This window comes from Haemophilus seminalis (assembly GCF_006384255.1).
Lineage (GTDB): Bacteria > Pseudomonadota > Gammaproteobacteria > Enterobacterales > Pasteurellaceae > Haemophilus > Haemophilus seminalis.
Map to the genome: position 1 here is coordinate 275,386 of NZ_VCED01000002.1, position 13,282 is coordinate 288,667.

Sequence of the window (13,282 nt, forward strand, 5' to 3'; positions counted from 1 at the left end):
ACATTATAAAAATAACCGCACTTTGACTTAACAGGGGAAAGAATGGGATTTATTGGAAAAATTATAGGCGTATTTTTAGGTTGGAAAGTTGGTGGATTTTTTGGTGCGATAGCTGGACTCATTTTAGGTTCCATTGCAGATAAAAAATTATATGAACTTGGCTCGGTAAGCTCCAGTTTCTTTAAAAAGAAAACCACGCGTCAAGACTTGTTTATGCAAACCACCTTTGCGGTGTTAGGACATTTAAGTAAATCGAAAGGGCGCGTAACAGAAGAAGATATTCAATTAGCTAATCAATTAATGATTCAGCTTAAACTGGATGATGCTGGGCGTAAATTAGCGCAAGATGCGTTTCGTCGCGGTAAAGAATCTGATTTCCCAATTCGCCAAGTTATCCGTGAATTTCGCATTGGCTGTGGACAACGTGCTGATTTATTGCGAATGTTCTTACAAGTGCAAGTTCAAGCGGCTTTTGCCGATTCAGAACTTCATGAAAATGAGAAAGAAGTGCTTTATGTGATCGCTGAAGAACTTGGTCTTTCTCGTATGCAATTTGAACAAATGATTGCAATGGAAATGGCTGCTCGAGCTTTTACTCAAGGCGGTTTTTATCAGCAATATCAACAAGGTGCATATCAAGGTGGCTACCAATATCAGCAACAAAATAGTGGTGGTTACCAACATGCTTCTGGCCCAACTTTAAATGATGCCTATAAAGTATTGGGTGTGACAGAGTCCGACGAGCAAAACACGGTTAAGCGTGCTTATCGTCGTTTAATGAATGAACACCATCCAGATAAACTCGTGGCGAAAGGTTTACCGCCAGAAATGATGGAAATGGCAAAAGAAAAAACTCAACAGATTCAAGCCGCTTACGATTTAATTTGTAAAGCAAAAGGCTGGAAGTAGTGCGTGTTATTCTTGCGCCTATGCAAGGGGTTTTAGATCCCTTTGTACGTCAACTTCTTACCGAAGTGAATGACTACGATTTATGTATAACAGAATTTGTCCGCGTAGTTGATCAACTTCTTCCTGAAAAAGTATTTTATCGTTTATGCCCTGAATTAAAAAATCAGGGCTTTACTTCTTCTGGCACGCCTGTGCGAGTGCAGTTGCTAGGGCAGCATCCAGAATACCTTGCTGAAAATGCGATTCGTGCGATCGATCTTGGTTCTCATGGCATTGATTTAAATTGTGGTTGTCCTTCTAAAACAGTGAATGGCAGTAATGGTGGTGCGGCATTATTGAAACAGCCTGAATTGATTTATCGTGCAACTCAAGCCCTACGCAGAGCTGTGCCAAGCGAATTCCCCGTTAGTGTAAAAGTGCGGTTAGGCTGGGATGATATTTCACAAGCTTTTGAAATCGCTGACGCGGTAGAGCAAGGGGGAGCAACCGAAATTACAGTTCATGGACGCACAAAAGCCGATGGTTATCGCGCTGATCGAATTAATTGGAAAAAAATTGGTGAAGTCCGAGATCGTTTATCCATTCCAGTTATTGCTAACGGAGAAATTTGGCATTGGCAAGATGGGCAAGATTGCTTATCTCAAACAGGCTGTCAGGATTTAATGGTGGGGCGAGGCGCATTAAATATTCCGAATTTAAGTCATGCTCTAAAATCAAATGCAGAAAAAATGCCTTGGTGCGAGATTCAAAAAATCTTGCAAAAATATGCTAATGTTGAGAATGAATATGACAGCGGTTTTTATCATGTGGCACGAATTAAACAATGGTTACGTTATTTGAATAAGGAATATGATGAGGCGAACCAAGTGTTTGATAAGATTAAGACTTGCCACATATTGAGAGACTTTCAGGAAATCCTTAGTCATATCACGTAAATATAAAGGCGGTAAAATTGAAAAAATTTTACCGCACATTTTTTATCTGTTGTTTTCTAATAATGTTTTCACACCGTTATCATTAATAAATTTTTCATATCCTGATGCAATTAATCTATAGGTTTGGCTTGTGATCATTTCCCGTGGAGAACTTTCAAATTTTGATACAGTCACTATAGTCGGGGAATAATCTTTGTCCCATACGATTTCCCCATTCTTTAAGAGCTTATAGTTAATAGTATAACTAAAATCAACACTGTATCCTAAATCATCAATTTTTAATTTTTTTACATTTCCCAAAATTGTTAATTTACCTATACCAACCTTGATTCCAGTCATCGATAACTCTTTTGCAGTAAAGTGTTTAACCATTTCTCCAATGCTTTGATCAAAATAAATCGTTCCCATAGCAGTATTTTCTGGTTGGCTTTCTCTAACTTTACCTAATTTAGCTGGTTCATAAGAGAATTCGCCCAAAATTATAGATGAGTCTATTTTAGTGTAGTTTTGAGATTTATAAACATCTTCCCGTTGGGTTGTATTAACCGTAGCTGAACACCCTGTAATGAATAATATAATACTTAACGATAAAATTGAGATGAATTTTTTCATATTAATTTCCTTAAATGAAAATTGGTTCTAAATAATTGCTATGTTATATTTAGATAAAATTTAATCCAGTCACTCTAAGAGCTATTTAAAACGCTTAAAGAGTTAAAATATGACTTTAGGTGAATTATGGAATTATCAGAAAAAATAAAAATTATGCGTGACATGAATCATTGGACACAGGAGGATGTAGCTGAAAAATTGGGTATGTCCACAACAGGTTATGCAAAAATTGAACGTGGGCAAACGAAAGTTAGTGTGGAAAAATTGAAGCAAATTGCGCAAATTTTTAATATCAATATTGCACAACTTTTAGATGATGAGCGTTTTGTGATTTGTTCAATAGGAGATAATCATTCTAATTACAATAATTATTTTGGTACAAGTGAGAAACTTGCTGTTGAAAACGAGAAATTAAAGGAATTGCTTGCCGCGAAAGAAAATGAAATCAAAGCGTTAAAGAAGGTGATTTCATTGTTAGAAACTAAGGGCTGAATTGAAATCAATAAAAACCTGCTAATCAGCAGGTTTTCTTTTTCCAAATTATTTAAAAACTCACCGCACTTTTTAATTTTTTCAGTGCATTGGTTTCTAATTGACGAATACGTTCCGCAGAGACATTATATTTTGCTGCCAAGTCATGCAATGTGGCTTTGTTATCATCTAACCAACGAGCTTTGATAATATCCTGACTACGCGCATCTAGACTTTGTAGCGCAGCACCTAATTGCTCGGTTGCTTGGCTTTCAAAGTTTTCATTTTCCAGCTCTGCAGCGAAATTAGAACTTTTATCTTCCAAATAAAGGGCTGGAGAATAGGTCTCTGTTTCTGCATCATCAGTGGGTAAATCAAAACCTACATCGGCACCGCTCATACGCGATTCCATTTCGATCACATCTTCTTTGGAAACACCCAATTCATTTGCCACGATATCAACTTCATTTTCGTTAAACCAACCTAAACGTTGTTTAGTTTTGCGTAGGTTAAAAAATAATTTACGTTGAGCTTTCGTGGTCGCGACTTTTACGATACGCCAGTTACGAAGAACATATTCGTGGATCTCAGCTTTAATCCAATGCACAGCGAATGACACCAAACGTACACCAACTTCAGGGTTAAAACGTTTGACAGCTTTCATTAAGCCGATATTGCCTTCTTGGATTAAGTCAGCTTGTGGCAGACCATAGCCAGAATAGCCACGCGCAACATGTATCACGAAACGAAGATGCGACAAAATGAGTTTTTTCGCTGCATCTAAATCCTCGTGATAATACAAACGTTCTGCCAATTCCTTTTCTTCCTCAGCGGTCAGCATCGGATATTCATTTGCCGCACGAATATAACCTTCGATACTGCCTTGAGGAACTAACATCATTTGTGTTTCTTTATCCATCGTTTCCCTTCTTTATTTTGGCTTTTGCCAATCAATGTACTTAGTTATAGCACAATAAGCTATCTTATTGAACCAATTTGTTAATAAGACAGGTTTTATCAATCAAAAGTTCAATTATTTTAAATAATTCTGATTAATTAGCAAAGTGGAATCAGGGTCAAGTTAAGATTTTCATCAATGACTTTAAATAGTAAATCAATGTTTGGATGCTTTCCTGGATTCGCTTTTGCATATTCGACGTGTTCTGCAAACCATTCAACACCTTGTTGTGCGGAAGTGCGGTTTAATTTTCCGTTAAATTTTTCAGCCAACGCATTATAAAGGCGAAGTGAACCTAATTTACCTGGTATGGCAGGAATATTGTGGATAATCGTTTCACCATCCATCACATTTAAACCGGTTAAATGCTCGATTGTGGGTAAGGTTTCTAAAATTTCTTTAAAGCTCATTTTGCTTTTCCTTAACTGTTTTCAATATTATTACGACATATAAAGCCTTGTATAAAGCTGCTCGTGCTGCATTGCTCGTATGTCATTCGCCAGCATTGCCGCACCAAGCCATTCTTCGTCAGGTTCAAGGCTTAATTCTACCGCTTGCACGAGTGATCCTCTCAGATCGAACAGAATATCTTGCCCATCCATTTGGCTGAGAGGAATTAGCTTCACGCCGTTAGTGATTGCCCCCACTGCGGCATTGTAATAAAAAGCATAGAGCGTATCAGCTTTGCTTAAATCCATTGCTTGAGCAACCATTGCAAACACTATCGGGAAGTAGCCCTGCACGCGTTTTTCTGCAATCGCTTGCTGGTAAGCGGTGAGCAACGTATGTGTTTCATAGCGAATAAAAATTTTCAGCAAGCGCACGCCGAGTTTAAAACTCCCCTCTCGACTTTCTCGTGCCACTTTGGTGGCAGAAAGTTGCCAATCCAGCTCACACAAACGGTCAAAATTACCCTCATTCATTGCATCAAATGCAAGGGAAAGATATGCCCCGTCGTTGTAAATCCAGTTCTGCAAAAGCTGGGTTTGCACATACTCTTCGAGAGTTGCTTTGCTTTCCACCACACGTTGCTGCACAAAGGTTTCCAAGCCGTTAGAATGGTTAAATCCGCCAATCGGCAAGGTGGGATCCACCAGATGCAACAACGCACCTAAATCCGTTAAAGAGCGGGTTAATGTTTGTGCCAATTTCCATCTCCGTGATGATGATAGCCGTGATGATCGTGCGAATGGCTATGTGAATGCCCGTGACCTTGTGCAGAATTTGCTCTTAACGCTTGGCTTAAACGGCGTTCTGCTTTTTGCGGATGAAATCCGGCCGCTTGTAACCATTCGAACATCGGCTTATCGTAAGGTAATGTCACTTCATCACCATCCAAAAACAGCGGCGAATGTTTGTTGCCGATTTCATAACAAGCTCGAGCCATTTCAGGCAAGGTTTTTGGTGATAATACAATCACTTCACTTGGTAAAATTTCAATCGCAATCACTAATTCATCGCTGATAAACACCACATCATCGTGTTTTAAACGTTGCCCCTCTTTTAGCAAGCGAAAAGCGACTTCACGCCCAGTATTTGTGGTTTTACGTAAAATATTCCGTTCGCTTTCATACCACTGCAATGCCACGCGTTCAATAGTTTGATGTATAATTTTGCCTTCAGTTTGGAGGCTATTTAAATCGCCTAAAATAGTATCCATAATAGGCAAAATGGGGTTGAGGATTTTCATATTTCGTCTTATGCCTGTGGTTTTGTGCTAAACAAAACCTCATATTTTTCATTCATTTCAGCCGCCCAAACGGTTAAATTTGGAAATTCTTTTGCAAGATCTAATCCAATTTTTTCCGCTCTGAATAAGAACCAATCAATGACTGCGACTGTCGTTAGCGTACCAATGTTTAATTCAGTGCTAAACGGTTTTAAATCTTGCTCAAGTCTTGCAAAACTTTGACGATTACGTTCGGTTAGTTGTTGATGGCGAGCTGTCCACCATTCACTTTCAGGGCGAAGCATTTTTTCAGCCATCATCGGCACGGTATTTTCCATAATGCCATCAGCTAAATTATGTAAGGCGAGTACCGCCCAACGTGGCTTGCCACTTTCTGGAATGAGTTTAGGCTCTACCTTGCCTTTTTGGTCGAGATATTCGCAAATGAGCAAACTGCCATAAAGCCAATTACCACAATTACGTTCTAACGCAGGCACTCGACCCAGTGGATTTGCCTGATTATGCGGAGAGCTTGCATCAAATGATGACCCAATTTTAATCAGTTCTGTTTTATCTAAGAGTTGTTGATATTTCAACGTTACCAGCACTTTACGTACATACGGGCTGGTAGTGGAGTACCAAAGTTTCATTGTAAATTCTCCTTAAATTTTGACCGCTCTTTTTACTTAGAACATAAAATATCGTTGTCCTAATGGCACTGTATCTACAGGTTCGCAGGTAATTAGCTCGCCATCTACACGCACTTCATAGCGTTCTGGATCTACCGTGATTTCAGGTGTCGCATTGTTGTGAACGAGATCTTTTTTACTCACACTACGGCAGCCTTTCACGGCAATAGTTTCTTTGTGTAAACCGAATTTAGCACGAATATCTGCTTTTTCAGCGGCTTGTGAAACAAAGAATACCGCGGTTTGTGCTGTCGCTAAGCCTTGTGCGCCGTACATTGGACGGTAGAATACAGGTTGCGGCGTTGGAATAGAGGCATTTGGGTCGCCCATTTTGGCATAGCTGATAAAGCCTTTTTTAATCACCACTTCAGGTTTTACCCCAAAGAACATCGGTTTCCATAACACGATATCCGCAATTTTACCCACTTCTAACGAACCAATATGATCTTCAATACCGTGTGCAATTGCTGGGTTGATAGTGTATTTCGCAATATAGCGTTTAATGCGGAAGTTATCGTTTCCTTCATTGCCTAATTCGCCACGTTGCATTTTCATTTTATCAGCGGTTTGCCATGTACGAATAACAACTTCGCCAATACGTCCCATCGCTTGAGAGTCTGAACTCATAATCGAGAAGACACCCATATCGTGCAAAATATCTTCTGCTGCAATGGTTTCTGGGCGGATACGGCTATCGGCAAAGGCAACATCTTCCGGCACGCGTTTATCTAAGTGATGGCAAACCATCAACATATCCAAATGTTCATCAATGGTATTTTTTGTAAACGGACGAGTCGGGTTGGTTGAAGCTGGCAATACGTTTGGATACATCGCTGCTTTAATGATATCTGGCGCATGGCCGCCGCCCGCACCTTCTGTATGGAAGGTATGAATTACACGTCCATCAATTGCTTTCATGGTATCTTCTAAAAAGCCACTTTCATTTAGCGTGTCGGTGTGAATTGCCACTTGAATATCCATTTCATCTGCCACTTTTAAGGCAGAATCAATTACTGCAGGCGTTGCGCCCCAGTCTTCGTGGATTTTTAAACCTAATGCACCCGCTTCAATTTGTTCACGTAGCGGCTCTAAAGTTGAACAGTTTCCTTTACCAAAAAAGCCTACGTTTACAGGCAATGCTTCTGCCGCTTGGAACATACGCTCCATATACCATGCACCTGGTGTACAAGTAGTCGCGTGCGTACCATCAGCGGGGCCTGTTCCGCCACCAATTAGCGTGGTGACCCCACTTTCAATCGCATGCTGTGCTTGTTGAGGGCAAATAAAGTGAATATGGGTATCGATACCGCCAGCGGTCGCAATTAAATGAGCACCGTTATGCACTTCCGTGCTTGCACCGATAATCATATTTGGCGTGACGTTATCCATAGTATCAGGATTGCCTGCTTGTCCAATACCGACAATACGACCATCGCGAATACCAATATCTGCTTTGATAATGCCTAATTTAGCATCAATGATCATCACGTTGGTAATCACAAAATCCAATACATTTGGATTGTCGCGAGTTGCAGTGCCACTTTGCGCCATGCCGTCGCGCACACTTTTACCACCACCAAATTTACACTCATCGCCTTTGGTCAATAAATCTTGTTCAATAGTTGCCCATAAATTGGTATCGCCTAAACGAACTTTATCTCCAACGGTTGGGCCATAAGTTGCTACGTATTGCGCTCTTGAAATTGTTAATGCCATTCTGCCCTACCTTATAATTCTCCATCAATTTGATTATGGAAGCCGTAAATGATTTGGTTACCACCAAAAGCCACTAATTCTACTGATTTCACTTCACCTGGTTCAAAACGTACCGCATTGCCTGATGGCACATTTAAACGCATTCCGCGAGCTAAAGTGCGGTCAAATTTAAGAGCATTATTAGTTTCAAAAAAATGGTAGTGAGAGCCAACTTGAATCGGTCTATCGCCTGAATTGGTTACTTCGATTTTTATGGTTTTTCTGTCAACATTGGCAATAATATCGCCTTCGGCTAATTGGTATTCGCCTGGGATCATAGTATTTAAATCCTTCTATTTTTTATCTAATCGGATTATGCACGGTAACAAGTTTTGTACCATCTGGGAAAGTCGCTTCAATCTGGACTTCATGAACCATTTCTGCCACACCTTCCATGACATCATCAACGGTTAAAAGTGTTGAGCCATATTGCATCACTTCCGCTACACTCATTCCATCTCTTGCCGCCTCTTGTAAATGGCTCGCAATATAAGCAATAGTTTCTGGATAATTTAATTTAACGCCTCTCGCTTTACGTTTTGCAGCCAGTTCACCAGCCAAAAAGAGCATGAGTTTCTCTTGTTCTCTTGATGTTAAGTGCATATTATTGTCCTTTATTTCAAATTTTTGATAGGTTGTTGGATTTTACGTAAAAATAAATAAATAAGAAAAGAATTTTAATAGAAACGTAGAATAAAATAGCAAATAGTTTAGGTATATGATGTGTAGAAATAATATTTTTATTACGAGGCATATTGATAAGTGAGTCCATGCAAAAAAAGCTGTAATACATCTTTAAAGAGTTGTTGTTCTTTGCCTGCATAATGTTTTTGTAAGACGGAAGAATGAATCATTTCATCCATTTTTTGAATTAATACATCAATTAAAATCACAGGAAAATCATTACGTATGCTTTTGCGTTTTTGTAGCGTACTGAAGAAATAGTGCATATAGTGATATTTTTCCTGTACCATTTGCCTAAAAAAGTCCTGTAAAGTTTCATCTTTATCATGGTTTAAGTCATGTAATACAGCAGCGGAGTATAGCGTGGCCATAGACTCTTGTTGCATCGTCAAAATCTGCTGGATCACCGTGGCTAAATCTGCTTTTGTGGCTAACAGTCGGTCAAACTCCTGACGCATATTGTTTTTTTGTTCTTCAAAAATACTTTTCACTAAATCTTGCTTGGTGGGGAAATATTTATAAAACGTTACTCGGCTCACCCCAGCTACCCGACAAATTTCTGCAATAGAGGTTAATTTCCAGCCTTGTTGATAAAACAGTTCGGTGGCAACCTGTTTCAAAAAAATATCTTTTTTCATGGTTCACTCCTTAAGGCGTAATAACATAGCCGAAAGCCTTTAATTGTCAAATATTAAATTTGAGAAAAATTCTTATTTACTTTCGTATTATAATTGTGTTAGGTTTACATTATTAGTTAATTAATTTAAAAGTGTAAACTTTAAACCAAGATAGAGCCTAGGAGACCCCATGAACAAGTTATCCCCACGACTCAACCTCATTGGCCTTTGCCTAATGAGTGCCTATTCTTTTTCTACTCATGCTGAAGAAAATAAGCAGACTACAGTATTAGATGAAGTCACTGTGACCGGTGAAAAATTCGAGCGTAGTCAATCCTCTACCAGTTCAAGCACCTCCGTGGTAACCGCTGAACAACTCAAACGAGAAGCCAATTTACTGTCTGCGACCCAATTATTAAAACGCGATGTGAATATTTTAGACACCGGCTTGGGCAATGACTTACCTACTGTGCGTGGCGTTGACGGTTCTGGTCCGGCGGTCGGTGCAGTAGCATTTTTTGCCGGTTCACGTCCACGTTTAAATATGCAAATTGACGGTAGAACTTCTAGCTATAATGAACTGGCGTTTGGTACAAAATCCCTGTGGGATATGAAACAAGTAGAAATTTATCGTGGGGCGCAAAGCTATGCCCAAGGGCGTAACGCCATTGCCGGTGCAGTGGTCATGACCAGCAATGACCCAACGCAAGAATGGGAAGGCGCAGCGAAATTAAATATGGGGAATCATCGATTGGCACAAACGGCCGCCCTGATTTCAGGCCCGGTGGTGAAAGACGAATTAGCGTTTCGTTTAAGCGTAGATCATCAACAACGAGAAACTTCTGTGGATTTACCGCATTATGATCCCGTTGGTAACCCACGTTGGTTTAAAGCCACCAACACCCGCGCCAAATTACTGTGGACGCCGTCTGCGTTGCCGGATCTCTATAGCCGTTTAACATTCAATCACTTAAACGCAAGAGCGCCACAAAGTGAAACGGAATTACAACCTAATTCACCACGTTACACGCCGGAACGCCCGGTATTCCAAACACGCTCTGCCAGTACCATTTGGGACATTGGCTATCAACTCTCAGATCGTTGGAAATGGGAAAATAAATTGATTTACACCCACTTTATTCACGATAGAAAAACAACTTCGCCATTCAACACCACATTACCGCCAAATCGTCGAGGTGTTCCGGCTCGTGTTGATGGCAATGAATTCCAAATTGAACCCATTGTAAAATACGAAAACGAAAAATACCGTGGGTTATTCGGTTTGTTCTATTTCAATGCGAAACAAGATGAAAGTGTTACGATGCTCAACGGACGCATTGCTCGCACGCCGATTACGACAAATTTTAATGATAAAACAAAAACCAAGGCGGCCTTTGGTGAAATTATCTTTACGCCTGATATTCCGTTTGAATTGACGCTTTCTGCTCGCTATGAACAGGAACATCATCAGCGTAAAGGCAAAAGTGCGATGTTTTCCATCAATAGGGATAAAAAATACAATGTCTTCCTGCCAAAAGCAGACATTGCATGGAAAATGAATGACGATCAACGCTTAGGCTTTAAAGTAGGCAAAGGTTACAACCCGGGTGGTGCAGGGGTGACCTTCGGTGTGCCGTACACTAGCTATGAATATGACGCAGAATATGTCTGGAACTACGAACTTTATTATCGTTGGACATCCACAGATAAACGACTACGCATTAACAGCAACCTATTCTATAACGACTACAAAGACATGCAGTTACCGTTCACCCTTGGTCCAAATTCCATCGTGATCCGCAATGCCGATAAGGTCGTTACCTATGGTGCGGAAATCAATACCGAATGGCAGGCTACGGAGAAACTGGCACTTAATGCGGGCATCGGGATGTTAAAAACCGATATCAAACGTTATCCAAACAGCGGCATTGAAGGGAATAAACTCGCTCGCGCACCAAGTTTCAGTGGAAAAGTGGGGGTCAATTATCGTCTTCTTGACCATCTAGAGATTGGTACCAATTACAGCTACAACAGTAGTTATTATTCCACTGCTGACAACTTAGCCAACGGTAAAGTAGGACATTATGACCAACTTGATGTTTATTTAGCATACGACTTTAAGCACGCCAAAATCACGCTCTATGCCGACAACGTGCTTAACTCACGCAAAGATATCTTACTCGTACCGCGCTCAGGCGACATTACCCGTCAACCAGAACGTCAAATTGGGCTTTCTACCGAGTTAAGATTCTAAGCAATGAGTAAGCAGCACCAACAAATTTGCCAACCTGTTGCCGCGCAATTACGCGCTTCAATGTGGTTGGCAACCTTCGCGCAAGGCTTAAAAATCGGGATTTGGCTTTTGATGATCCACATTGTGTTCACCGTCAGCCAATCTCTTACGTTTCCTTATTGGCAGATTTTCGCGCTGCTTGCCATTTCCATTTTGTATTACACCTGCAAAATCAAAGCACACGACAAATCTCATTATGCGGCCTTTGAATTGGAAAAAATGCTACGCCAACAGCTTGCGAAAAAAATCAGTCAATTATCGTTAGGCAAAGTCAATGAAATTGGTTCAGGCGGTTTAACGAAAGTGCTGTGCGATGACGTAAACGAATTGCACACCTTTGTTGCCGATGCGCCCCCTCTTAAAGCGGAGGCTTATTCCACACCAATTTTCGTGTTGGCGGCATTGTTTTGGTTAAATTGGCCCATGGCATTGGCTGTGCTGATTTTCCTTGTCGTGTTATTTACGATTCTGCAACGTTTAATGCAAAAAAGTCGATTGAATTATCGTGATTACGGTGCTGCAGTGAGCCGAATCAATAGCGCGATTATTGAATATATTCAGGGTATGAGCACGATTCGCACCTTTGATGCGGGACAAAGTTCGTACAGTCGTTTTAGCACTGCATTAGAAAATTTTAATCAGGTCATCTTCGCTTTTTTAGCCAAAGTGGGGGCACCAACACGTCTTGCCCGTTCGCTCTTTACGCCAATGCCGATCATGTTGTTTTTGATCGTGTTAGGCGTGTATTTACACTCGCTTGCGCTGCTTTCCACCTTTGGCTTTTTTGCTTTTTTAGTGTTAGCTGCTGGGTTAATTGAAACCATGCATCCATACATGGGGCTGTTTCATTTGTTGGAACGCTCCCGTGCCGCCATTGAACGCATTAACGAAATAAAAACGTTGGAAAATGCCACCGCACTTTTGCCGTTACAAACGCCGAAGGGGTATGCTGTTCAATTTGAACAGGTCAATTTCAGTTATGATGCCGACAAAAACACGCTACAAGATATTGACTTTATTGTGCCGCAAAATAGTTTTACTGCCATTATTGGCACTTCAGGCTCCGGCAAAACCACCTTGCTCAATTTGCTGTTGCGTTTTTGGGATATCGATAGCGGAAAAATCACCTTGGGTGGTGCTGATATTCGCCATATGGAAAATGACCAATTGATGAAGTATTGCTCGGTCGTGTTTCAGGATAATTTCTTATTTTCTTGCTCTATTGCCGAAAACATCGCTTACGGCATAGAAAATGTAACGGAAGAAGCCATTATCAATGCCGCCAAACAAGCCCGTATTCACGACTTTATTATGACCTTGCCGGAGCAATATCAAACGAAAGTAGGTGAACGCGGACAATTATTGTCAGGCGGACAAAAACAACGTATCAGTATAGCCCGCGCCTTTTTACAAAATCGCCCGATTTTATTGCTAGACGAACCCACAGCCTTTTCCGATGCAAAAAACGAGGCGGATTTAATGCAGGCATTTCATACGCTGATGCAAAATAAAACAGTGATAATGGTGGCTCATCGCCTGTCTAGCATTACCCAAGCCGATCAAATTATTTATTTAGAGAATGGCAAAATCATCGCTCAAGGCAACCACCAAGCCTTGTTGCAAACCAATGCTGCCTATCAAACCCTTTGGGCAGAATATCAACAGGCAAAATCTTGGACGATACATTAGA

The 13,282-nt window shown here is 40.6% G+C and carries 15 protein-coding genes; 5 read left to right on the forward strand and 10 right to left on the reverse strand.

The genetic code is table 11. The features are described 5' to 3' along the window. Positions 1-42 precede the first annotated feature (42 nt). Positions 43-909, forward strand: coding sequence for a co-chaperone DjlA (djlA, locus tag FE813_RS03705; protein ID WP_005636320.1), 867 nt, complete (start codon positions 43-45; stop codon positions 907-909). Further along, on the forward strand, positions 909-1,844 hold the full coding sequence (gene dusC, locus FE813_RS03710; RefSeq protein ID WP_139989475.1) for a tRNA dihydrouridine(16) synthase DusC: 936 nt from the start codon (positions 909-911) through the stop codon (positions 1,842-1,844). The genes djlA and dusC overlap by 1 nt, the downstream gene beginning before the upstream one ends. 42 nt (positions 1,845-1,886) lie before the next feature. On the opposite strand, the gene FE813_RS03715 is transcribed toward dusC, so the two are convergent. After that, positions 1,887-2,456 carry a hypothetical protein gene (locus FE813_RS03715; RefSeq protein WP_046939410.1) on the reverse strand — a complete coding sequence of 190 codons (570 nt, stop codon included), beginning with the start codon at positions 2,454-2,456 and terminating at the stop codon, positions 1,887-1,889. A gap of 126 nt (positions 2,457-2,582) precedes the next feature. Here FE813_RS03715 and FE813_RS03720 point away from each other — a divergent pair, with 126 nt between their 5' ends. Continuing rightward, positions 2,583-2,948: a helix-turn-helix domain-containing protein gene (locus tag FE813_RS03720; RefSeq protein WP_046939409.1), complete on the forward strand. Its 366-nt coding sequence runs from the start codon at positions 2,583-2,585 to the stop codon at positions 2,946-2,948. A 52-nt stretch (positions 2,949-3,000) separates the two neighbouring features. Here the strand turns inward: FE813_RS03720 and rpoH are convergent, their stop codons facing one another. The 9 genes from rpoH to FE813_RS03765 form a co-directional block, all read right to left on the reverse strand. After that, positions 3,001-3,846 (reverse strand): RNA polymerase sigma factor RpoH, encoded by an 846-nt coding sequence (gene rpoH, locus FE813_RS03725; protein WP_005626842.1) that lies wholly within the window; start codon positions 3,844-3,846, stop codon positions 3,001-3,003. A gap of 137 nt (positions 3,847-3,983) precedes the next feature. Then, positions 3,984-4,295 carry a DUF2322 family protein gene (locus FE813_RS03730; protein WP_139989476.1) on the reverse strand — a complete coding sequence of 104 codons (312 nt, stop codon included), beginning with the start codon at positions 4,293-4,295 and terminating at the stop codon, positions 3,984-3,986. 30 nt (positions 4,296-4,325) lie between these two features. Next, positions 4,326-5,033 carry an urease accessory protein UreF gene (locus FE813_RS03735; RefSeq protein ID WP_139989477.1) on the reverse strand — a complete coding sequence of 236 codons (708 nt, stop codon included), beginning with the start codon at positions 5,031-5,033 and terminating at the stop codon, positions 4,326-4,328. After that, positions 5,018-5,575, reverse strand: a complete 558-nt coding sequence (gene ureE / locus FE813_RS03740) for an urease accessory protein UreE (protein WP_139989478.1) — start codon at positions 5,573-5,575, stop codon at positions 5,018-5,020. Before ureE ends, FE813_RS03735 begins: the two co-directional genes overlap by 16 nt. A gap of 8 nt (positions 5,576-5,583) precedes the next feature. After that, complete coding sequence (locus tag FE813_RS03745) at positions 5,584-6,204, reverse strand: glutathione S-transferase (protein WP_139989479.1); 621 nt, start codon at positions 6,202-6,204, stop codon at positions 5,584-5,586. Between the two features lie 36 nt (positions 6,205-6,240). Beyond that, positions 6,241-7,959, reverse strand: coding sequence for an urease subunit alpha (gene ureC, locus FE813_RS03750; RefSeq protein WP_139989480.1), 1,719 nt, complete (start codon positions 7,957-7,959; stop codon positions 6,241-6,243). An 11-nt stretch (positions 7,960-7,970) separates the two neighbouring features. Beyond that, on the reverse strand, positions 7,971-8,276 hold the full coding sequence (gene ureB / locus FE813_RS03755; protein ID WP_139989481.1) for an urease subunit beta: 306 nt from the start codon (positions 8,274-8,276) through the stop codon (positions 7,971-7,973). 22 nt (positions 8,277-8,298) lie between these two features. Continuing rightward, positions 8,299-8,601, reverse strand: coding sequence for an urease subunit gamma (gene ureA / locus FE813_RS03760; RefSeq protein WP_005688619.1), 303 nt, complete (start codon positions 8,599-8,601; stop codon positions 8,299-8,301). 140 nt (positions 8,602-8,741) lie between these two features. Next, positions 8,742-9,320 carry a TetR/AcrR family transcriptional regulator gene (locus tag FE813_RS03765; RefSeq protein WP_139989482.1) on the reverse strand — a complete coding sequence of 193 codons (579 nt, stop codon included), beginning with the start codon at positions 9,318-9,320 and terminating at the stop codon, positions 8,742-8,744. Between the two features lie 169 nt (positions 9,321-9,489). Between FE813_RS03765 and FE813_RS03770 the strand changes: the two genes are divergently transcribed. Both FE813_RS03770 and FE813_RS03775 read left to right on the forward strand, forming a co-directional pair. Continuing rightward, positions 9,490-11,553 (forward strand): TonB-dependent receptor, encoded by a 2,064-nt coding sequence (locus FE813_RS03770; RefSeq protein ID WP_139989483.1) that lies wholly within the window; start codon positions 9,490-9,492, stop codon positions 11,551-11,553. 3 nt (positions 11,554-11,556) lie between these two features. Then, complete coding sequence (locus FE813_RS03775) at positions 11,557-13,281, forward strand: ABC transporter ATP-binding protein (protein WP_139989484.1); 1,725 nt, start codon at positions 11,557-11,559, stop codon at positions 13,279-13,281. Position 13,282: the final 1 nt, after the last annotated feature.